This is a genomic window from Thioalkalivibrio sp. AKL12 (genome assembly GCF_000377925.1).
Classification (GTDB): domain Bacteria; phylum Pseudomonadota; class Gammaproteobacteria; order Ectothiorhodospirales; family Ectothiorhodospiraceae; genus Thioalkalivibrio; species Thioalkalivibrio versutus.
Map to the genome: position 1 here is coordinate 25552 of NZ_KB898900.1, position 21306 is coordinate 46857.

General features: G+C 66.9%; 22 protein-coding genes. 8 read left to right on the top strand and 14 right to left on the bottom strand.

Annotation, left to right across the window (positions count from 1 at the left end):
• Positions 1 to 22: 22 nt before the first annotated feature.
• The 3 genes from dapD to D579_RS0110500 are packed head-to-tail and all read left to right on the top strand — an operon-like array spanning position 23 to position 1731.
• Positions 23 to 844 (top strand): 2,3,4,5-tetrahydropyridine-2,6-dicarboxylate N-succinyltransferase, encoded by an 822-nt coding sequence (gene dapD, locus D579_RS0110490; RefSeq protein WP_018145491.1) that lies wholly within the window; start codon positions 23 to 25, stop codon positions 842 to 844.
• A complete protein-coding gene (locus D579_RS0110495) occupies positions 837 to 1190 on the top strand; it encodes an ArsC family reductase (RefSeq protein WP_018169941.1) in 354 nt (117 codons plus the stop codon). Before dapD ends, D579_RS0110495 begins: the two co-directional genes overlap by 8 nt.
• 13 nt (positions 1191 to 1203) lie before the next feature.
• Positions 1204 to 1731 (top strand): DUF2062 domain-containing protein, encoded by a 528-nt coding sequence (locus D579_RS0110500; protein ID WP_018951988.1) that lies wholly within the window; start codon positions 1204 to 1206, stop codon positions 1729 to 1731.
• A gap of 7 nt (positions 1732 to 1738) precedes the next feature.
• Here D579_RS0110500 and D579_RS0110505 read toward each other — a convergent pair whose 3' ends face one another.
• Genes D579_RS0110505 through D579_RS0110515 form a run of 3 tightly spaced genes read right to left on the bottom strand, consistent with a single transcriptional unit; the run spans position 1739 to position 3529 of the window.
• Positions 1739 to 1960: a hypothetical protein gene (locus tag D579_RS0110505; RefSeq protein ID WP_018938504.1), complete on the bottom strand. Its 222-nt coding sequence runs from the start codon at positions 1958 to 1960 to the stop codon at positions 1739 to 1741.
• Positions 1948 to 2730 carry a type III pantothenate kinase gene (locus D579_RS0110510; protein ID WP_018951989.1) on the bottom strand — a complete coding sequence of 261 codons (783 nt, stop codon included), beginning with the start codon at positions 2728 to 2730 and terminating at the stop codon, positions 1948 to 1950. Before D579_RS0110510 ends, D579_RS0110505 begins: the two co-directional genes overlap by 13 nt.
• On the bottom strand, positions 2723 to 3529 hold the full coding sequence (locus tag D579_RS0110515; protein ID WP_018951990.1) for a biotin--[acetyl-CoA-carboxylase] ligase: 807 nt from the start codon (positions 3527 to 3529) through the stop codon (positions 2723 to 2725). Before D579_RS0110515 ends, D579_RS0110510 begins: the two co-directional genes overlap by 8 nt.
• A gap of 113 nt (positions 3530 to 3642) precedes the next feature.
• Between D579_RS0110515 and D579_RS0110520 the strand changes: the two genes are divergently transcribed.
• On the top strand, positions 3643 to 4386 hold the full coding sequence (locus D579_RS0110520; RefSeq protein ID WP_018951991.1) for a lytic transglycosylase domain-containing protein: 744 nt from the start codon (positions 3643 to 3645) through the stop codon (positions 4384 to 4386).
• A 19-nt stretch (positions 4387 to 4405) separates the two neighbouring features.
• Here the strand turns inward: D579_RS0110520 and D579_RS0110525 are convergent, their stop codons facing one another.
• Together D579_RS0110525 and D579_RS0110530 are read right to left on the bottom strand one after the other, a co-directional pair.
• Complete coding sequence (locus D579_RS0110525; protein ID WP_077276935.1) at positions 4406 to 4726, bottom strand: DUF2007 domain-containing protein; 321 nt, start codon at positions 4724 to 4726, stop codon at positions 4406 to 4408.
• A 49-nt stretch (positions 4727 to 4775) separates the two neighbouring features.
• Positions 4776 to 5393 (bottom strand): hypothetical protein, encoded by a 618-nt coding sequence (locus D579_RS0110530; RefSeq protein ID WP_018951992.1) that lies wholly within the window; start codon positions 5391 to 5393, stop codon positions 4776 to 4778.
• Positions 5394 to 5593: 200 nt separating this feature from the next.
• Between D579_RS0110530 and ppk1 the strand changes: the two genes are divergently transcribed.
• Positions 5594 to 7678 carry a polyphosphate kinase 1 gene (gene ppk1, locus D579_RS0110535; RefSeq protein WP_018938509.1) on the top strand — a complete coding sequence of 695 codons (2085 nt, stop codon included), beginning with the start codon at positions 5594 to 5596 and terminating at the stop codon, positions 7676 to 7678.
• 222 nt (positions 7679 to 7900) lie between these two features.
• Here ppk1 and D579_RS0110540 read toward each other — a convergent pair whose 3' ends face one another.
• The 4 genes from D579_RS0110540 to egtD all read right to left on the bottom strand — a co-directional run bounded on the left by D579_RS0110540 (position 7901) and on the right by egtD (position 11277).
• Complete coding sequence (locus D579_RS0110540; protein WP_018951993.1) at positions 7901 to 8173, bottom strand: hypothetical protein; 273 nt, start codon at positions 8171 to 8173, stop codon at positions 7901 to 7903.
• A gap of 61 nt (positions 8174 to 8234) precedes the next feature.
• A complete protein-coding gene (gene ppx / locus D579_RS0110545) occupies positions 8235 to 9734 on the bottom strand; it encodes an exopolyphosphatase (protein ID WP_018951994.1) in 1500 nt (499 codons plus the stop codon).
• 2 nt (positions 9735 to 9736) lie between these two features.
• Positions 9737 to 10249 (bottom strand): histidine phosphatase family protein, encoded by a 513-nt coding sequence (locus D579_RS0110550; protein WP_018145479.1) that lies wholly within the window; start codon positions 10247 to 10249, stop codon positions 9737 to 9739.
• 5 nt (positions 10250 to 10254) lie between these two features.
• The gene (gene egtD, locus D579_RS0110555) at positions 10255 to 11277 is read right to left on the bottom strand and encodes an L-histidine N(alpha)-methyltransferase (RefSeq protein WP_018951995.1); all 1023 of its coding nucleotides are present in this window, start codon (positions 11275 to 11277) and stop codon (positions 10255 to 10257) included.
• A gap of 71 nt (positions 11278 to 11348) precedes the next feature.
• Between egtD and egtC the strand changes: the two genes are divergently transcribed.
• From egtC to D579_RS0110570, 3 genes are read left to right on the top strand one after another with little or no spacing between them, the layout of a single operon-like run.
• Positions 11349 to 12131: an ergothioneine biosynthesis protein EgtC gene (gene egtC / locus D579_RS0110560; protein ID WP_018951996.1), complete on the top strand. Its 783-nt coding sequence runs from the start codon at positions 11349 to 11351 to the stop codon at positions 12129 to 12131.
• Positions 12132 to 12146: 15 nt separating this feature from the next.
• Positions 12147 to 13337, top strand: a complete 1191-nt coding sequence (locus tag D579_RS0110565; protein ID WP_018951997.1) for an SUMF1/EgtB/PvdO family nonheme iron enzyme — start codon at positions 12147 to 12149, stop codon at positions 13335 to 13337.
• 12 nt (positions 13338 to 13349) lie between these two features.
• Entirely contained in the window at positions 13350 to 14099 is a 750-nt protein-coding gene (locus D579_RS0110570) for an SIMPL domain-containing protein (protein ID WP_018938515.1), read from the top strand.
• Positions 14100 to 15010: 911 nt separating this feature from the next.
• On the opposite strand, the gene D579_RS0110575 is transcribed toward D579_RS0110570, so the two are convergent.
• From D579_RS0110575 to D579_RS0110595, 5 genes are all read right to left on the bottom strand, one after another.
• Positions 15011 to 15700: a hypothetical protein gene (locus D579_RS0110575; protein WP_018650019.1), complete on the bottom strand. Its 690-nt coding sequence runs from the start codon at positions 15698 to 15700 to the stop codon at positions 15011 to 15013.
• A 77-nt stretch (positions 15701 to 15777) separates the two neighbouring features.
• Positions 15778 to 17052, bottom strand: a complete 1275-nt coding sequence (gene flgL, locus D579_RS0110580; RefSeq protein ID WP_018951998.1) for a flagellar hook-associated protein FlgL — start codon at positions 17050 to 17052, stop codon at positions 15778 to 15780.
• A 21-nt stretch (positions 17053 to 17073) separates the two neighbouring features.
• Complete coding sequence (gene flgK, locus D579_RS0110585) at positions 17074 to 18972, bottom strand: flagellar hook-associated protein FlgK (protein WP_018951999.1); 1899 nt, start codon at positions 18970 to 18972, stop codon at positions 17074 to 17076.
• A 62-nt stretch (positions 18973 to 19034) separates the two neighbouring features.
• A complete protein-coding gene (gene flgJ / locus D579_RS0110590) occupies positions 19035 to 20075 on the bottom strand; it encodes a flagellar assembly peptidoglycan hydrolase FlgJ (protein ID WP_018169957.1) in 1041 nt (346 codons plus the stop codon).
• A complete protein-coding gene (locus D579_RS0110595; RefSeq protein WP_018952000.1) occupies positions 20075 to 21292 on the bottom strand; it encodes a flagellar basal body P-ring protein FlgI in 1218 nt (405 codons plus the stop codon). Before D579_RS0110595 ends, flgJ begins: the two co-directional genes overlap by 1 nt.
• Between the last annotated feature and the right edge of the window lie 14 nt (positions 21293 to 21306).

A 21306-nucleotide genomic window follows, 5' to 3' on the forward strand; every position in this document is an offset into this window, starting at 1 on the left:
ATTGCCTTAAAGGGAATACCTAATGTCCGATATCCAGAGCACCATCGAAGCCGCCTTTGAACGCCGCGCCGACATCAACCCGCGCAACGTGGAAACCAACGTCCGCGACGCCGTGAACGAGGCGCTGGATATGCTGGACACCGGCCGTGCCCGCGTCGCCGAGAAGAAGGACGGCGACTGGGTGGTGAACGAATGGCTCAAGAAGGCCGTGCTGCTGTCGTTCCGCATCTCCGAGAACGAGTTCATCAAGGGCGGCTTCACCAACTACTACGACAAGGTCCCGTCCAAGTACGCGGACACCTCCAGCCGCGACTTCCGCGAGGCGGGCGTGCGCGTCGTGCCCCCGGCCACCGCCCGTCGCGGGAGCTTCATTGCCCCCAACACCGTGCTGATGCCGTCCTACGTGAACATCGGCGCCTATGTCGATGAAGGCACGATGGTAGACACCTGGGCCACGGTCGGCTCCTGCGCCCAGATCGGCAAGAACGTGCACCTCTCCGGCGGCGTGGGCATCGGCGGCGTACTGGAGCCGCTGCAGGCCGCCCCGACCATCATCGAGGACAACTGCTTCATCGGCGCACGCTCCGAGGTGGTCGAGGGCGTGATCGTCGAGGAAGGTGCGGTCATCTCCATGGGCGTGTACCTGGGCCAGTCGACCCGCATCTACGACCGCGAGAACGACGAGATCCTCTACGGCCGCGTGCCGGCTGGCTCCGTGGTCGTCTCCGGCAACCTTCCGTCGAAGGACGGCAAGTACTCGCTGTACTGCGCCGTGATCGTGAAGCGCGTCGACGAGAAGACCAAGGCCAAGGTGGGCCTGAACGCCCTGCTGCGCGATGTCTGAGATCGCGCTCTACGGCATCGCCAACTGCGATACCGTCCGCAAGGCCCGTCGGTCGCTGGATGCGGCCGGCGTGGGCTATCGTTTCGTGGACGTTCGCAAGGACGGGCTGGCGGCGGATCGGCTGCGCGGCTGGGTCGACGCCGTCGGCTGGGAGACCCTGGTCAACCGGCGCGGGACGACCTGGCGCCAACTCCCGGACGATCAGCGCGAGGGACTGGATGCGGAACGCGCCATCGCGCTGATGCTCGAACACCCGGCGCTCATCAAGCGGCCCGTCATCGAACAGGACGACGCGATCACCGTCGGCTGGACCCCCGAGACCGCGGCCCGGTGGGGAGCGGCCTGAGGCACTCGCGGCCATGCTGAGACGGGCCAGCATCCGTTGGCGGGCCTTACGCTGGCGCGCCCACAACTGGCTGGCCCGTCATCCGCGCCTGCATTCCGGGTTGCATGCCGCCGGGAGCATGAAGAGCGGCCCGGAGGCGCTGGCCCGCGGGGTCGCGATCGGGCTGTTTATTGGCCTGACCCCCACGGTCGGCTTCCAGACCGTGTTGATGATCATTCTCTGCATTGCACTGGCGGGCAATTTTCCGACGGCGTTCGTGGCCTCGTTCGTCAGCAACCCCTTCACCGCCGCGCCGCTGTATTGGGTCTTCCACGAACTCGGCGAGGCCGTGTTCTATCATGTCCCCCTGATCTCGCACGACCCCGACGCCTGGTATCTGCAGGGCATCGGGGACGAGATCACCTATACCCTGATGGGCAGCCTGCTGATCGCCACGCCAACCGCCATTGCCGGCTACTGGGCCTCCCGCCGCCTGTCGGCCGCCTGGCAACGCCACCGCGACCGGCGCCGTGCCGAACGCGCTGCACAGCGGGAGCGTTAGAGAGCCACTACTGGACCCCGCTCCGAAGTCGTTCACGCCACACCGAATCACCCGGGTCCGGGTCACCAGCAGGCGCCTCCAGCCACGCATCCAGCAGCTCCACCTCGCCACCATTGCGCTCCAGCGGGGGCACGTCGGCGTAGGGATCGGGGTTGAGGCGGCCGTCATGCCAGGCCCAGGTGAAGTACCCCAGGTTCACCAACGCGAGAAACAGGATCAGCCAGCGCATTCGGCGCCCTCCCAGCGCGACAGCTCCCAGAGGCCGTCCAGCACCAGGTTCGGGAAGATCGTGGACTCTGCACGCAACACCGGCGCCAGCCAGTAGGCATCGCCCCCCGTCAGCCAGCAGGCCGCGTCCGCCCGCTCCGCGGTCCGCGAGCGCGCGATCAAGCCATCCAGCGCGCCGGCCAGCCCCAGGCTCCATCCGCGCTCCAGGGCCTCGGTGCTGTTCAGGCCCGGCGCGGTCTCCAGGTCATCCGGCCACTGCGTGGCCTCGCGCGGCGCAATGCGATCTGTCAGACGCGTCTGCAGCGCCTCCCAGCCGAGCTGGCGCCCCGGTAACAGATAGCCTCCCGCATGGCGACCATCCGCCTCCAGTACATCCACGGTGACGGCGGTGCCGGCATCGACCAGGATCATCGGCGCATCGCAGCGGGCCCGCGCCGCCACCAGCGCGCAGTAGCGATCCACGCCCAACTGCCCCGCCGCATAGTCGATCCGCAGGCCATGCGGGCCGTCCGCCGGCACCGTCACCGCGTGTACCGGCGCGTCGATCCCGGCAGCCGCCAGTTCGACCGAGAACGCCGCCTCGCGCTCGCCGGGCCCGACCCGCGACAACCAGACGGCCGTGAGCGGGGCCTCGCACGCCATCGAGGCCAGGCCACGGACACAACCGGCCGGGTCACGATTCGCCCCGGACCCCAGCACTTCGCCCTCCGCGTTGCGCACCTGCCACTTCACACGGGTACTGCCGATATCCACCAGGGCAATGTCAGACATGTTCGCAACTCCGTACCGAGACCTCGCCCGAATGCAGGTGCCGGATCGCACCGTCGTCGAACTGCACAACCAGGCAGCCGCTCGCCGGATCGATTCCATGCGCCTGTCCGCGGACGCCGTCATCCAGGATTTCGATCGGCCGGCCGCGCAGGCAGTCCAGCCGCACCAGCTCACGCTCCAGCGGCACAAGCCCTTCGCCCATCAACAGCGGATGCAGGCGACATTGCTCCGCGATCACCCGGGCTGCAAGCTCCAGGAGATCCGGAACCAGACCGGGGAGCTGGGTCGCGAGATCGGTCACCGCACGGTCCAGCTCCAGGGCACCGGCGCCTTGCCGGTTGAGACCAATCCCCACCACCAGCCAGCCTGGCTGGCCACCACTCGCCGCGCGCTGCTCCACCAGGATGCCGCCCAGCTTGGCGGCATCGACCATCAGATCATTGGGCCACTTGAGTCGCACACCTTCCAGACCCAGCGCTTCCAGCGCACGGATGACCCCAACGCCAACCCCGACCGGATAGGCGGGCGGCACCCGCCCCTGCATGATGGGCCATGCCAGCGACAGCGCCAGGCTCGCCCCCGGAGGCGAATGCCAGACACGACCGCGCCGCCCGCGACCCGCTGTCTGGGCCTGCGCCACGCAGGCGCGTGGCAGATCGCCCGCCTCGGGGCGGGTCTCCAGCAGATAGCGGTTGGTCGAGTCCACCGACTCCAGCACCTCGACCGCCGGCGGCGTCACACCCGCCCCGTCGACCAGGCGTTCGACACGCGCTTTCAGGCGTGCGCTCTCCGGCGCCATAATGCAAACTGTGAACGCGGTCTCGGTCATCGGGATCAGTACTCGGCTCGCATCCGGGCCAGGGGGAACAGGGCTTGCATACAAGGCACCATGGTAAGCATTCCGGTCGGACGGTGCTGCGCCTGCTGATACTGGTGGCGGGGCTGGCTCTGGCCGGCACCAGCGCGGCCGAGCTCTACTCCTTTCGCGATGCCTCCGGGGCCCGGGTCCTGACCGACGAGCGCCCGCAGGGCGTTCCCTACGAGACCATCCGTTCGCCCGGCGGTGCCGGCACGGTCACCTCGACACCCGGCGGTGGAAACTGGTCACCCAGTCAGATCTTCGTGTTCCAGGGCCCGGGTGGAGAGCGCCTGATCACCAACCAGCGTCAGCAGAATAGCGGCATGGAGTTGATCGCCACCTACGGCCGACCCACCGCCCGCGCACGTTGCGGTGCCCGCGCCCGCAATGCCCTGGCCACCGGCGGTGGCGATTTCGCGGACCTCATCCACAACGCCGCCCACCGCCAGGGCGTGGACCCGGCGCTGGTGCAGTCGGTGATTCACGTGGAGTCCTGCTTCGATCCGCAGGCGGTATCCCGGGTGGGCGCGCACGGCTTGATGCAGCTGATGCCCGCTACCGCCGCCGATCTCGGGGTAACCGACCGCTTTGATCCCGCCCAGAATATCGATGGCGGCACGCGCTACCTGGCCGCCATGCTCGATCGCTTCGAGGGGGATCTGGATCTCGCCCTGGCCGCCTACAATGCCGGCCCCGGCGCGGTGGAACGGCATGGCGGCGTGCCCCCGTTTCGCGAGACACAGAACTACATCCAGCGCATCCGCGCCCAGTACGACGGCAACGGGCGGCCCGACTGACGACCCCGACTGACGACCCTCAGGCCTTGGGCTTGTCCCGGCCGCAGTTCCAGCACTGGGTGAACTGCGGCTCGATCACCTCGCCGCAGCGCGGGCACTTCCAGTCGCGGCCGTCGTGTTCGGGCTCGCCCTCCAGATATTCCAGGATGATGGCGCGCGCCTCCTCGGCCTGTTCCTCGTGCACCACCATGATGCGGGCCCAGGTCTCGGTCGGCGGGACTTCCCCGACGGCACCGTAAAGCCCGGCCTGGTTCACGTAGGCCGGGATGCCGGCCTCCTGCAGCAGGGTCTCGATGAACCCGGCCATCACCGGGTCGGCGGCAGAATAGACGGTCCTCATGATCGCGACCGTAGCACGCAGCCCGGACCCGGCGCAGCGGCGGCAGTGCCTACTGCACGGTGCCCTGGTTGGCGGCCTGGAAGTACTCCATCGCCTTCTGGATGGCGAAGAACGGGGCCTCGTCGAGGGCGATCTGCGTATGCGGCAAGTTGATGTCCGCGTAGTACTTGCGCATGGCCAGCACGTGGATCGGCAGCTCGCGCGCGAACATCGGATTTTCGAAGTTGAAGTACTGCCCGAGCCCCAGCACGAGGTCCTGGCGTTCTTCGGCCGTCAGGCTCTCCGGCGACACCACGACATCCGGCAGCTGCCCGGCCTGGCCATCGACCGAGACCACCACCTGGCGATCGCCTTCGGCCGCGGCGGGGACATCGTCCCCAGTCACGAGCTGCAGGTTCTCGGACAGGTCCAGGTAGCCCTTGGACAGGATATGGCCGTGGGGCTGAAACACCTTGCTGGACATGTTCACTGCCCACAGCTCCAGGGTCTCCTTGAGGTCCTGGGCCGCCTGCACCTCGCCCAGGGCGAACAACTGCCGGGCGTAGAGGATGTCCCAGACCCAGACCTGACCGTATTCGGGCAGCTCGCCTTCGGCGACCACCGAGACCTTGTGCAGCTCCGGCTGTGCCTCGTCGCGCGCGTGCAGTGTCAGGGTAAATTCGGCCAACGGACTTCTCCTTACGGCAGCGCGTTTCGCGCTGCATGATCAAGCATTCAAGTATAGCCACCAGCGCCGAGACAGCGCAGTTCAGGTACGCCGCCCGGGGACTTCCAGGACCGTTCCGGGCCGTCCCAACCGACCCCGGTTCACGGAACTGACATAATGCCGTCATAGACTCTCGGTCCCACTTCTGCCGCGAGTCGTGCATGCCGGATGCCGACGTGACCCAAACCGACCTGTTCCTCAACCGCGAGCTGTCCCTGCTGGAATTCAACCGCCGGGTACTCGCCATCGCCCAGGACCCGGCCTTCCCGCTCCTGGAACGCCTGCGCTACCTCAGCATTTCCTCCACCAACCTGGACGAATTCTTCGAGGTCCGGGTGGGCTCGCTGCGCCAGCAGGTCGAACTGAACGTGCAGGCCCCGGGCCCGGATGGCCTCTCGGCCGCCGAACAGCTGCGCCAGATCGCGCCGCGCGCCCACGACCTGGTGGAACAGCAGTACAGCACCCTGAATGACGAACTGATCCCGGCACTCGCAGCGGAGGGGATCCACTTCGTTCGGCGCACCCACTGGGACGCGGCCCAGCGGGACTGGGTGCGGGAGTACTTCCGCCAACAACTCCAGCCGGTCCTCAGCCCGATCGGCCTGGACCCCGCCCATCCGTTCCCGCGCATCCTCAACAAGAGCCTGAACTTCATCGTCACCCTCAAGGGCAAGGATGCCTTCGGGCGGGAATCCGGCCGCGCCGTGGTCCAGGCCCCGCGTTCCCTGCCGCGCCTGGTACGGCTACCGCGCGAGGTCGCCAGCGGCGACAACGACTTCGTGCTGCTGTCGTCCATCCTGCATGCGCACGTGGACGAGCTGTTCCAGGGCATGAAGGTCACCGGCTGCTACCAGTTCCGGCTGACCCGCAACTCGGACCTGTTCGTGCAGGAAGAGGAGATCGACGACCTCCTGAACGCCCTGGAGGGCGAGCTGCCCCAGCGCAACTACGGTGCCGGCGTGCGCCTCGAGGTCGCGGACAACTGCCCGCAGGAGGTCGCGGAGTTCCTGCTGCAGCAATTCCACCTGGAGCCAGACGACCTCTACCAGGTCACCGGACTGGTCAACCTGAACCGCCTGATGGCCGTGCACGAACTGGTGGACCGGCCGGACCTCAAGTTTCCCCCGCTGGTCCCGGCCCTGCCCCGCAGTGACACGAGCGGCAGCGGCATCTTTGCCTGCATCCGCGACCAGGAGTTGCTGCTGCATCACCCCTACCAGTCGTTCATGCCGGTGGTCGACTTCCTGCGCCAGGCGGCGGCGGATCCGCGGGTGCTGGCCATCAAGCAGACGCTCTACCGCACCGGCACCCGCTCGCCGCTGGTCGAGATCCTGATCGAGGCGGCGCAGGCCGGCAAGGAGGTCACCGTCGTGATCGAGCTGCGGGCGCGCTTCGACGAGGCCGACAACATCGAACTGGCCAACCGCATGCAGGACGCCGGGGTCCACGTCACCTACGGCGTGGTCGGCTACAAGACCCACGCCAAGCTGGCGCTGGTCGTGCGCCGCGATGGCGACCGCATCACCCGCTACGCCCACCTGGGCACCGGGAACTATCACTCCGGCACCGCCAAGGCCTATACCGACTTCGGCCTGCTGACCGCCGACCCCGTGCTTACCGAGGACGTCCACCGCGTGTTCCTCCAGCTCACCGGCCTGGGCAAGGTGACCCGACTGCGCCAGCTGCTCCAGGCGCCGTTCCGCCTGCATGCCGCGATGCTGGAGAAGATCCAGCGCGAGATCGACAACCACCAGGCCGGGAAGCCCGCCCGCATCGTCGCGCGCATGAACTCGCTCAACGAGTCGAAGATCATCCAGGCCCTCTACAAGGCTTCGCAGGCGGGCGTCCCTATCCAGCTGGTCGTGCGCGGCATCTGCAGCCTGCGCCCCGGGGTGCCCGGCATCTCGGAAACCATCGAGGTGCGCTCGGTCCTGGGCCGGTTCCTGGAACACTCCCGCGTGTTCTATTTCGAGAACGGCGGCGACCCCGAGGTGTTCCTGTCCAGCGCCGACTGGATGCCGCGCAACTTCTTCCGCCGCGTCGAGGTGGCCTTCCCCGTACGCGACCCGGAACTGCGCGACCGCGTCGCCGAGGAATCCCTGTTCAACTACCTGCAGGACAGCTCCACCGCATGGGCACTGCAGCCCGACGGCAGCTACCAACGCATCCGGCCAACCGCGGGCGAGATCCCCTATTCCGCCCAGGAATCCCTGAGCGCCCAACTGTCGGGTGCCACCACGGGCTGAGCGACCCTCTGTCTCGCCGACTTCAGACTCCCTCATTGGCAACGAGCTTCAGCCAATTGCAGGGAACGTTCTTCCAGGCGTTGGCTCCCTTCCGCCGCGGTAGGGTGCCGTTGAGCGCAGCAAAACGCACCATTTCCCGCGTCATGCCAATCCCTTGATGGGATTCGCTGCGCTCATCCCATCCTGCGACCCGGCGGCTGGCTGAACGTCATGGCTGTCAGGTCAGGATTTGCCGTGGTCCCGGTCCGCTGAAGCGGTGCCGGAACGCGGGACATCGTGCATCCCGCCCAGCAAGCTGACCTCGGCGTCGCCGTGCCGCAGCAGGTCCTGCAGCAGGACCACGATCCCGGCCACGCAGAGGAATAGCCCGAAATTCAGGCCGATCGACTGCACATGGCGGAGCAGGACGGGCAGTGCCAGCAACCGGTTGTGTCGCATCAACCGAAACCCGGTCGCCGACCACCAGATGCCGATCCACTGCGGCACCGCGAGCACTTAGATCCAGACCACCAATGTCAGAATCCTGCGTTCCTTGTGTCAGGTTCGGAATAGGGGCTCACTCGAACTCCAGTTCCAGCTTGTGGCGCGCCCAGTCCTCGCGTTCCGCATCCAGATCGGCGCGCGTTAGCGGGTGGGTATCCAGCCAGTCAGGCGCGAAGGTCAGCGTCAGACCCTCCTGTGTCGCCTCGATGCGCTCCAGCGGCACCGGATCCGGCGCGCGCGAACGATGCAGCAACACGGCCAGACGCAGCAGGGCCGCCATGAACAGCAGCGGCCGCGCGCGATCCTCTCGCACCCCGGACAACAACTTGGGCTTCAGCCCGCCCCGGTGCAGGCGCACCAGCCACGCCAGCTCGGCCTGTTCGGGCTGCGAGAAACCCGGCAGGTCGGCCCAGGTGAGGATGTACTCCCCATGTTTGTGGTATTTGCTGTGGGCCAGTGCCAGGCCGATCTCGTGCAGTTCGGCCGCCCAGTCCAGGCGTTCCGCGTCGTCCTCGCCAAGCTCCCAGGCAGCGCGAACAGCGGTCACCAGGCGCGCCACCGTCGCCTGCACCCGCTCCGCCTGGGACGCATCGACTGCGAACCGCCGGCGCAGATGGTGAATGGTGCTGGCACGCACGTCCTCGTGCCGAAAACGTCCCAGCAGGTCATGGATCACGCCCTCGCGCAGGGCCCCGTCCGAGGGGTGCAGCCGCTCGATCCCCAACGCCTCGAAGGCACCCAGAAGCACCGCAAGGCCACCGGCAATCACGGGCGCCCGGTCCTCGGCCAGACCGGGCCATTTCAGCCGCTTGATGGCCCCCTGCTCGATCAGCGCATCGCGCAGCCGCTCCAGGTTCTCGCGGCTTACACCCGGCGTCTCCTCCAATTCCCCCTCATGCACCATGCGGTCCAGGGCCAGGATCGTACCCGACGCCCCCAGCGCCTGCTCCCAGCCGGCCGCGCGGTAGGCACTCGCGATGGGTTGCAGCTCCCGCTGCGCCTGCAGTTGCGCGGCCGCGAAGGCCTTGCGCGTCAGTTTGCCATCGGCGAAGAAGCTGCGGGTGAACGTCACGCAGCCCATCTCCAGGCTCTCGGCCAGGACCGGCTCGAAGCGCTCTCCAATAATGAATTCGGTACTGCCGCCACCGATATCCATCACCAGCCGGCGGCCGCTATCGTCCGCCAGCGCATGCGCCACGCCCAGGTAGATCAGCCGCGCTTCTTCGCGCCCGGCAATGATCTCAACCGGATGCCCCAGGGCCTCTTCCGCCGCGCGCAGGAAGGCGCGGCTGTCGTCCATCTGGCGCAAGGTGTTGGTGCCGACCACGCGCACGCAGCCGCGCGGCAGCTGGCGCAGTCGCTGGCCGAAGCGATCCAGACAAGCCAGGGCACGCTGCCCCACCTCCGGATCCAGCTGTCCATCGGGATCCAGACCGCTGGCAAGACGCACCGTTTCCTTGATGCGGTCGACCTTCAGGACCTCGCCGTCCTGGCGCCGTGCCACGATCATGTGAAAGCTGTTGGAACCCAGATCAACGGCCGCAACCGTCTCGGCATCGTTCTCCGTGTGCATGTTCAATCCGCCTCACCGCCGGCCAGCCGTTCGAGGATACGTCGAGGCAGGTGCCAGGCGAGCTGCATGGGGCCCGGCAGCGCGCCCGTCAATCCGCAGGCATCGCCCTTGCCCATATGAACCAGACTCCGCCCGCCCGTCGTGCCCAGCAGACAGCTTACGAGCAGCGACAGGTCCGGCTCGTGTCCCACGATCACCAGGCCGCCATCCGCCGGGAGATTGCGGGCCAGGGCCTCGACCTCCAGCCCCGTGGGTTGCCCGGGCGCCAGCCATTTCTTCTGCCGCACCGGGACATCCAGCGCCTGGGACAAGGGGATCGCCGTCTGGCGGGCACGCAGATAGGGGCTGCAAAGGAGCTCGACCGATCCCGGCAGCAGATCCCCGAGCGCCTGCGCCATGCGTACCGCACTCACCTGGCCCTTGTCGGTCAGCGGCCGGTCACGATCCGCCCCGTCCCAGTCGCCGGGGTTTCCGGCCTGGGCGTGCCGCACCAGCACCAGCCGCGGTGCGCGCATCCCGCTCAGTCCGCCCCCGGCCGCAGCAGAAACAGGGAGTACCACTCCTCGGGCGCCGACCACTGTGCCGCATGTTCGAGACCGGCCGCCGTCAGCAGACGGTCGATGGCCTCGCGGCTGAACTTGCGCGAGATCTCGGTCCGGATCACCTCGCCTTCGGCGATCTCCAGAACCGCCTCCGGCTCCGACACGCGCACCGTCTGCTGCCGCCGCGACACCAGGTGCATCTCGATCCGCGAGAGGTCTTCGACGAACGGAGCGCGATGCTCGAAACCCTCCGGATCGAAGTCCGCCCCCAACTCGGTATTCAACACCGACAGCAGGTTCAGATTGAATGCCGCGGTTACCCCCGCCGCATCGTTGTAGGCCGCCTCCAGGACCGGGCGCGGCTTGACCCGGTCCAGCCCCAGCAGCAGCCGGTCTTCGGGGTTCATGGTGTCGCGGATGCGTCGCAGCAGTGCAGCCGCCTCGGCGTCCTCGAAATTCCCCAGACTGCTGCCGAGAAAGGCAAACAGACGCGGACCGTCGGTTTGCGCACCGGAAACATCGGCCAGATGGGTCAGCGCCGCCGCATAGTCCCCGCACAGGCTGTCCACCCGCATCTGATCGAAGCGCTGCAGGAGTCGCGCGCCGGCCTCGTCGAGGATCTCGGCACAGACATCGTTCGCGACGTAATGGGGCGCGGAGACGCGGGCTTCCAGCGCCGCCAGCAGGTACTCGGTCTTGCGCGACGTCCCGCTGCCGAGTTCAAACAGCGTGCGCGCCCCGGACGCCTCCAGGATCGCTTCGGCATGCCGCTCCAGCAGGTCGGCCTCCAGGCGCGTGGGGTAATACTCCGGGGTATCGCAGATCGCATCGAACAGCTGCGATCCGCGCGCATCGTAGAAATACTTCGGCGGCAGGGACCGGGGCGGCTCGAGCATCCCCGCGCGGAAATCGGCCAGCAAGTCGGCGTGGGCGTCGCGTTCCTCCACCACCTGGCGGCTGTAACGAGGGGAAATAGAGACAGCACTGGGTTCGGCGGACATCCGGGCTTCCGTATCGGGGTGGTTTGCGGCACGCTAGCACGAAACCCCGGACGCCCCAACTGACCCTAGCCATGTGCCGACACCTCGCCTATCTGGGTCCTTCGATCACGCTGCGCAGCCTGATCCTGGATCCGCCACACAACCTGATCGAACAAGCCATGGCCCCGCAGGAGCTGGTGTATGCCCGCGTCAACGCCGACGGCTTCGGCTTCGGGTGGTTTGGCGAGGGGGGCATTGCGCGCCACTACCGGCGCGCCGATCCGCTCTGGCAGGATCCCAACCTGGTGGATCTGGCCAGCGACATGACCCAGCCCCTGTGGGTTGCCGCCATCCGCAGCGCAACCCCCGGCTTTGGTGGCGACACCGTCAACGCCCAGCCATTCGCCCGCGATGGCCTGCTGTACAGCCACAACGGCCTGATCAGCCGCTTCCGTCCCGACATCCGGCGCCAGATCCAGAACATCCTCAGCCAGGAGGTCGAATCAAGCATCGAGGGAACCACCGATTCCGAATACCTCTTCGCCCTGGTCCGGCAATACCTGGCCGATGACGACAACGCGACGCTGGAGGGCGCCCTCGGCGAGGCGTTCTCCACCGTGGAGACCTGGCTGGGTTCCGACACCGCCCTGCTGAACGTAATCCTGTCCGACGGCCGCCGCATCATCGCCAGCCGCCATGCGGTCAATGCGCCCTGTCCCAGCCTCTACTACACCACCGATGACGAGACGTTCCCCGACGACAGCGTGGTCGTGGCCTCCGAGCCCCTCACCGACCGCGAACGCTGGCGTCCGGTCCCGCCCGGCCATCTTTTGATCCTCGATCCCGACGAACCGCCGGAACTCCTGGCGCTCTAACACGCTCCACCGGATATGAATGCCGCCCATCCGCAGCCGAGTGCAAGCCCGCACCCATCCGACCTCCTGGACTGCCTGGCGACCCAGCACGACCGCCTGAACACGGCACTGGAGTCGACACCGGGGAACGAATGGCGCAATCAGTATCACCCGGACCTGAGTCCCATCGGGTGGCACTACGCCCATTGCCATTTCATCGAGGCGGTATGGCTACACGAACGCATCCTGGGTGAACCTCCGCCCGACCGGCGCGACTGGCACGATCTCTACTTCCCGGAACAGAGCCCGAAGTGGCGCCGCGGCGGAAGACTCCCGACGCGCCCATCCCTGCTGGAATGGGGCAAGGCCAGCCAGCAACATCACCTGGACTTGTTGCACAACCATCCGGCGGTGCGGCGCCATCCCCTGCTCGAGCGGGACTACCTGACCGGTTTTCTCGCGCAGCACCACGCCATGCACCTGGAAAGCCTGGAGCAGGTGCGCTGGTTCGCCCGCCTGCATCGCCCCGCCCCACCCCAAGCGCAGGAGCCAAAACCCGCACTGGCGGCCGGCGGCGACTGGATCGAATGCCCGGGCGGCGAACATGTCAGCGGCAGCGACGCGGCGACCGCCTTCGACAACGAGCGTGGCCTCCACCCGGTCCGGCTCGCGCCCCACACGATCCGCTCGCATCCGGTCTCCAATACCGAGATCGCCGCGTTTATCGAGGCCGGAGGCTACCGCCCGGGCCCCCACTGGGACCCGCCGGGTCGAACCTGGCTGGTACAAACGGGCATCGAGGCACCTCTCGGGTGGTGGAAGCTACCCGACGGGACCCGGGTACAAACCCTCCCCCACGGCACCCAGACACTCGATCCGCATGCACCCGCCGTGGGACTCTCCTGGTTCGAGGCCTCGGCCTACGCCCGCTGGGTGGGTGCCCGCCTCCCCCACGAACACGAATGGGAACACGCCGCCCAGGCCGGGCGGTTGCGCGCCACGGGCCAGGTATGGGAATGGTGCGGCAACACCTTTCAGCCCTACCCGGGCTTCCAGCCGTTCCCGTACGAGGAATACTCCCTACCCTGGTTCGACGGCGAACACTACGTTCTACGCGGCGGAAGCGCCTGGAGCGATCCATTGCTCACCCGCTCTACAATGCGCAACTTCTTCACCCCCGAAAAACGTCACGTGTTCGCCGGCCTCCGGCTTGCGCGCAATCTGTAGAGGTTCATGAACATGCCACCGAAGAACACCCCCCTCGCGTCCCGCCCGTCCTGGCTCGTCGCCGGGCTCGCCGCCCTGGTCCTGGCGTTTCCGGCTACGGCCATCGCAAGCGACGGCGGAACCACGCTGGCCCTGACCGGCAAGGCCGAGCGCCAGGTCGCCAACGACCACATGACCGTGCTGATGACGACCGAGGCCCGCGCCCCGGAGGCCGCCTCGGCCGCTGCCACCGTCAACCGAAACATGCAGGCCGCACTGGAACGCGCCGGCGAACAGGATGGGATTGACGCCCGCACCATCGGCTATTCCACCCGCGCCATTCACGACTCCGACGACCGCAGCCGCATCAATGCCTGGCTGGTCCAGCAGAACCTGGAACTGACCGGAGCCGATTTCGATCGGTTGACCGAACTGGTCGGCGCGCTCCAGCAGCGGGACCTCAACGTCAGCCAGATCCGATTCTCCCTCAGCCCCGAGGCACGCCAGGAACATCGCGAGGCGATGATCGAAGAGGCTATGGAAGACCTGAAGGAACAAGCGCGCGTCATCGCCCGCTCGCTGGGGGCCACGCACCTGCGCACGCTGGAAGTGGAATTGCCGGACGACCACTACGATCGGCCGCAGCCCATGATGGCCATGCGCGCCATGGACGAGTCAGCCAGCCAGCCGTCGCTGGAGGCCGGACATTCCACCCTGACCCTCAGCGTGCGTGGACGCCTGCAGGCCCTGGGCGCCGAGACCCTGCGCGTCACCCCGCGTTAGCACCTACCTCACCGTAGGGTGTTGTGAGGTGCCAGCCGAACCGCACCGTTCCCATGCAGGCCCCGGTCCCCGAGCGCCCCGCGCCACCATCGGTGCAATTCGCTGCGCTCATTGGCACCCTACGTCGTTCATGATCAGGGATAGCCCTCGGATATGTAGAGTCCGTAAACCGCCCCTCGGCGGGCTACCAACGGGCGCCTCAAGGCCGTACGCAGCCCAAGCCGACGCCCGCAGCAAACAGCCCCCAATCCTCATCCCGGCCACAGCGCTCCCATTCCCGTCATCCCGGCCGTAGCGCTCCCCTCCCCGTCATCCCGGCCGTAGCGCAGCGAAGAGCCGGGATCTCCTCACGCACGAACACCCCGACGTCTCTACGCCTTCCAACGATGGAGATCCCGGATAACCGCTGCGCGGTTTCCGGGATGACGAGGGTTGGGTGGTCATTCCGAGGGTTAGACGGTCATTCCGAACGTGGGTGCATCCATCCAGCCCCAATCCCCCCGGCCGTTATCGCGGCGGGACCCTGCTTTCCCATCATCCCGGCCACAGCACCCCCTACCTCGTCATCCCGGCCGTAACGCCCCCGTTCTCGTCATCCCGGCCGGAGCGAAGCGAAGAGCCGGGATCTCCCCGCGCACAAACACCCCGACGTATCTACGCCTTCCAACGATGAAGATCCCGGATAACCGCTGCGCGGTTTCCGGGATGACGGGCTCACGGTGAGGATCCGGGCGGCCGATGGGCTTGGGACTCCATGCCATCGCCGTTTATGCGTTGCGTCTCCCGGAGGATCGAAACGCATCAGGAGAACCGCAACCGCCCCGCACTCCTCCGCGCCTACTAGAGGCACTGACGGAAAGATGAACGCGTGCGGGAAACAGTGTGATTCGCGGACGGACTCGGGGGCGGCTTTAGCGGGCGAGTTCCAGCACCAGTTCGCCGTCGCGGACCTCGATGGACTCGATGCCCGCGCGCAGTTGCTGGAAGGGCTCCAGCGCCAGCAGGTCTTCGTCCTTCAGCCCGCCCAGCCAGGCATCCGGCAGCGGGATTCCCGCAACACTGACGCCGACCAGGCGCGCATGCACCCGCCCATCCTCGGTCTCGAAGCGCACCCCCGAGCGTACATTCAGGACACGACCTCCCAGCAGTGGGATATCCGCCGGAACGTCGATGCGCACCCGAGTGCTCACCTGCCCCGGCGTAAGACGCATGGCCACGCGTCCGGCCAGGTCCGGGTCCTGGGCGATCAGGGCATTCAGTTCGCGCTCGCTGAAGCGCACGCTGCGCGCCTCGGCGCGTTCCTCGTAGAGTTCCGGGACCAGCGGCTCGGCCTCGGCGTCGAGATCGATGATCGGGTCGCCGGGTGCCTGATCCGGGCGGGGCTCGGCATCGCGCGGCCCCAGCGCCTGCAACTTGGCCTCCAGCTCGGCCTGCTCCTCGACGTCCAGCGTCACCGCCTCGGGCTCGCCCGACTGCAGGTGAATAACGCCCCAGAAGCCCGCCCACAACGCAGCCAGGATCAGCAGGACGATCAGATAGCGCGGGGGACGCCCGGTGGAACGGTACTGGATGGGCGCGGAGGGTTCGTTGTTCTTGGCCATGCCGGACTCTCGCAGATCAGGACGGCGTCATGGTCGCACAAAGGCGCAACCATGGCCCGCCCGGCCAGGGAGACGGATCAGAGGAAATCGAACAGCGACAGGCGGTTCACCTGGGTATAGGTCTGCTGCGCGGCCTGCAGGGCCACCTGCTGCTGGTTGAAGCGGCTGATCGCCTCGGCGTAGTCCAGGTCGCGAATCTCGGACACCGCGCTATTCAGGTCCACCAGCCGGTCCTCGTTCAGATCCTTTTGCTGATCAAAGGTCTTCAGGCGCGACCCCACCTCGGCGCGGATATCGCTGAAATTCCCCAGCACGGTGTCCAGGTCGGCCAGTGCGGTATTGCTGGCCGTCGCCAGATTCGCCCGACTGGGGCCATCGGCTCCGCCCTGTTCCAGGGCAGCAATGATGGCATCCAGGGTATCGAAGACACTCTTGTTCTCCGCCGGCCTGGACAGGACCATGTCCTCGTCATCAGGCGTGCCACTCACTGTGACGGAACGCCCTGCAAACTCAATCGCGGCGCCCGGCACGTAATCGCCTGTCACTGCTCCACCGTTAACTTCGAGCGGCTCTGGATTACCATCTTCATCCTCCACCAGCTCGCCATCCTCGTCCGCCTGGTACACGTGATAGCTAAAGCTACCCTCAGGACCTTCCTTAAACTGAATCAGAAAATTGTCATCGGTGTTCAGGGCGGCTTGGTCACTTACCCCAGTCTGCTCCACAACCAGCCGACCGGTGTTTTCGGGATGCGCGGCGGCCCCAACCCGTCCGTCGTTCTCGGGGATGGCCATGAACACTCGTTCGCCGGTGTCACCCACCGCAACCTTCCGGTTCGGGGAGATTGCGACCTCGCGAACGCTGCCCGTTCCCTTGGCCCCATCGTAGATGACTTCCCCGTCGCCATTCTGGCGGAAGGGCTGATCCAGGGACTTCGTGCCGGCGAAGAGATATTCGCCGTTCGGGTCCTTTGTGTTCGCGATATCGAACATCCCTTCGCGCAGCTGGCGCAGCTCGCCGGCGAGATAGCTACGGGTCTCGTTGGTCTGGCTGTCGTTGTTGCCGGCCACCACCAGTTCGCGTGCGCGCTGCAGCAGGTCGGTCCCGCTTTGCAGGACCGATTCCTCCTGCTGCAGCCGCGGCTGGGTGTTGTCGATGTTGCGCTGGTACTGCTTGGTCGACTGGATGATGCGTTCGAACTGATTGACCTGGGTCGCACCGCTCGGGTCATCGGATGGCGACAGGATGCGCTCGCCCCGTCCCATCTGCAGCGAGGTCCGGTTGAGCTCGGTCTGGCCGCGCTGGATCTGGTCGATCCCGGTCTGGAAAATCTGGGTGGTCGAAATGCGCATGTCCGTGTCTCCCGATGGCCGCTAGCGGCGGACCGCGCCGAGCAGTGAATCGAACAGCGAATTGCTGACCGAAATAACCTGGGCCGCGGCCTGATAGGCCTGCTGATAGCGGATCAGGTCCGCCGCTTCCTCGTCCAGGTTGACGCCGGACACCGCCTCGCGCTGGGCGCGCGCCTGCTCCAGTTGCGCATTGGCCGATTCCTGCGCGACCTGCGCCTGGCGGGTGCGCGTGCCGACATTGGCCAGCAGGCTGTTGTAGCCATCCCCGAAGGTACGATCACCGCCTACCAGCCGTTCATCCGACAGCTCGTTCATCGCCAGCATGTTGCGGTTGTCACCCGGATAGCCCACGTTGCTACTCACATCGAAGGTGTCCCCCGCCTCCGGCGTGCCCCGGATCTCCATCTCCCAGCCATTGAACGCAATGGTTGTCACGCCGTCAGGGCCAGGCTGAATGGGTGTGTCGTTATCGCCGTTGACGATGAAATTACTACCATCAAATTCAACGCTAATCGCGTCCAAGTCGAGGGTGTCAGCGTCCACGGCGCGAACCGAGGCGATCGTGGCATCCCCTTTGTTATCCTCGCCGAGGTCGGCCCGCACGGCGGCGGCGGCTGCAATCCCAGCCGGATCGGTCATTTCAACGGACAAATCCCGCGCGCCGTTGCGCGTCGGCTGGATCAGCCATTGGTCACCCTCCTCCGCCTCCAGGCCGTCCACGTGGATGACCAGACCGTCCTCATCCTCGTCCTCGGGTGCGACCAACAACAAATCGTCGTCCGGGACGAGGGTAATGTTTTTGCCATCAGACAACCGGGTCAACTCGTATTCACCCCCGACGTAGCGCAGGCGGTAGTCGGACGAGGTGATGGCACGGACATCCGAGACTTCCACCTCCGGGATACCATCGGACCCATTTCCCGGGAACCCACGCACGGTCGGCTCACTGATCCCGAAGATATTCGCACCCAGATTGCCCTCCAGGTCCAGCCCAAGGTTGTTCTGGTTGTTGAATTCCTCTCCGATGCTGATCGCGAGGCGGCCCAGGGTGTTCTGGGCCTCGTCGATGATGCCGGTCCGGGTCTCCAGCAGTGCACCCAGCTCGCCGCCCTGGATGAAGCGGGAGATGTTGACCGGATCGCCGCTGGTGGCCAGTCCGATGTCCGGCGAACGCGGGTCCCCGGTCAGCGACTCGGCGACCAGTTCGCGGTTGTTACCGCCCAGCACCAGCGCCTGGCCGTTGCCGACAAACACATTGACCGCGCCGTCGTCCTGCTCGGTGATGCGGACGTTCACTTTCTCCGCCAGCTGGTTCAGCACGCGGTCGCGCTGGTCCAGCAGATCGTTGGGGGTGCCTTGGGTGGACTTGGACACGATCTCGCGGTTGAGCCCCGCGACCGCCTCGGTCAGCGAGTTGATCTCGTCGACGTTGGTACGGATCTGGCCGTTGATGATGTCGCGCTGCTCCTCGATGCGCCGGTCGATCGAGGCGAATCGCTCGGCCAGAGACTCCGCTTCGGTCAGGAAGACCGTGCGCGCGGCGCTGGAGGTGGGGTCGTTGGCCAGATCCTGGCCGGCGTCGAAGAAGTCCTGCAGCACCGGCGTCAGCCCGGAACTGGAGCTGCCCAGCAGGTCGTCGATGCGCCCGGCCAGCGACGCCTTCAGCTCGGCATTCGACTGATCGGAGATCGAGTTGCGTAGCTGGGTATTCACAAAATCGTCGGAGATACGGCGGATCGTGTCCACCTGCACGCCCTGACCCTGGAAGCTGCCCCCCAGGAACTGCGGCGTCAGGTTGGACAGCTCGGTGCGCTGGCGGCTGTAGCCTTCGGTCGCCGAGTTCGCAATGTTGTTGCTGGTCGTGCCAATCGCGCGCTGGAACGCCAGCAGCGCGGAGGTGCCGATGCCGGACGCGCTCATGCCCGTGCCTCCCGCGACAACGCCTGTTCAATCACCGGATTGGGCCATTTCTGCTTCATGCTCTACCCCTTGGTACGGGTAACGGCCGCATCGGCCGCGACTTGAGTCGATCCGCTGTCACGATGCGCGGCCATCTGGTCGCGCACCCGCAGGACCTTGTCCGCGTAAGCCGGGTCGGTGGCATAGCCGGCGTCCTGCAGCTCGCGGATGTACTGCGCGTCATCGCCGGCCTGCAGGGCCCGGTGGTAACGCGGATTGTTGCGAATGAAATCGACGTAATCGGAGAACGACTCGGACGGATCGGCATAGGCCCGGAAGCGTGCCTGTTCGCGCTGGGCGACGCCCTCGCGGAACTCCAGCGTCCCCACGGAGACGCGATCGCCATCCCAGCGGCTGTCGGCCTTGATCCCGAACAGGTTGAAACTCGGCTGGCCATCGGCCCGCGACGGCACGTGCTGCCCCCAGCCGGTCTCCAGCGCGCTCTGCGCCAGCAGGATGCCGGGCTCGACGCCCAGCTCCGCCGCGGCATCCCGCGCCAGGGGTTCCAGGGTCTGCACAAAGTCCGCGGCATCCCGCGGCGGCCACGCGATGGGGGCCGGTTGCGGCGCCGCCTTGCGAGCCGCCTCCGGCGACACAGCTTCCGGGCGTTGCGGGCCCACCGGGCGCAACTCGAATTCCGCCTCGCCCTGCAACGCCCGCAGGGTATCCAGCTCCGACCGTCGACGCGGCATTTCAAGGGCCGCCTGGCGATCCGGATCATTCAGTGTCTCGGGATCGACAGGCTGCTGGGCGGAGAGCTGGCGCATCAGGGCATCACGGAGGCCGATGCCGTCGCCCTGGCTCATGGCCTTGGCGAACTCCTGATCCTGCATCTCCAGGTACATCTCGCTCTGGTCGTTGTCGAACAGGCCGTCGCCCAGAGAGGCCTCACGCATCTGCTTGAGCATCTGGCCGATCAGCATGGCCTCGAACTCGCGAGCCACGGCCTCCAGACCCTTCTGATCGCCCGAACGCGCGCCCCGGGCCAGGTCCTGCAGACCACTGGGGTCCGAGGCCATGGCCGCGCGGGCCTGCATCTGGGTATCGACGCCCGAGCCAATCATCAGATCACCACCAGCTCCGCACGCAGGGCACCGGCCTCGCGCAGGGCCTCCAGGATCGCGACCAGATCGCCCGGGGCCGCGCCCACGTTGTTCACGGCGCGGACAATCTCGTCCAGCGAGGTGCCCGGGTCGAACAGGAACATGGTGTTGTCACCCTCCTCGATCGCGATGTCGGTATCCGGCTGGATGGCGGTCTCGCCCCCACCAAAGGGCGCAGGCTGGACCACTTGCGGTGCCTCGCTGATGGTGACGGTCAGGCTGCCGTGGGAGACGGCCGCAGGCGTCACCTGCACACTGGAACCGATCACCACGGTCCCGGTACGCGAGTTGACGATCACGCGCGCCGGCGGTGTGCCGCGTTCGATCGGCAGGTTCTCCAGCTCGGCCACGAAACCGACCCGGTGATCCGGGTTCGCCGGCGCCCGCACCCGCACGGACGAGCCGTCCAGGGCATGGGCCACGCCATGGCCGAAGGTATCGTTCACCGTCTGCACCAGGCGATTGGCGGTGGTGAAGTCCGGCCGGTTGAGGTTCAGGGTGACGTGATCGCCCTGGGCAAACGCGGTCGGGACCTCGCGCTCCACGGTTGCGCCGTTGGGGATACGGCCGACGCTGGGCACGTTCACGGTGATGCGCGAGCCATCGGTGCCCTCGGCGCCAAAGCCACCCACGATCAGATTGCCCTGGGCGATACTGTAGGTCTGGCCATCCGCCCCCTTGAGCGGCGTCATCAGCAGCGTGCCACCGCGCAGGCTGGTCGCGTTGCCCATGGACGACACGGTGATATCGATCCGCTGGCCCGCCTTGGCGAACGGTGGCAGTTCAGCCGTGACCATCACCGCGGCCACGTTGCGCAGCTGCGGGTTGCCCGCATCCGGAGTCAGCCCCAGCTGGCCCAGCATATTGTTCAGGCTCTGCACGGTGAACGGGGTCTGGGTGGTCTGGTCCCCCGTACCATCGAGGCCGACCACCAGGCCATAACCGATCAGCTGGTTATCCCGCACGCCGGAGACACTGGCCACATCCTTGACCCGCTCCATGTAGCTGCGCTCCTGCATGGCCACCTGCTGCTGCATCGCGGTTTGCGCCGAGACCGCGGCACTCCCCAGCCCCGCCACCAGCAGCGCCGCCAGGAGCAGCAGTCCCAGCCGGCGCCAGTCGCCGAACGGCGCAGCCGGTAAGCCTGAGGCGCGTTGTGTCGTGCGTATGGGATCCATGTCGTACCTCGCCA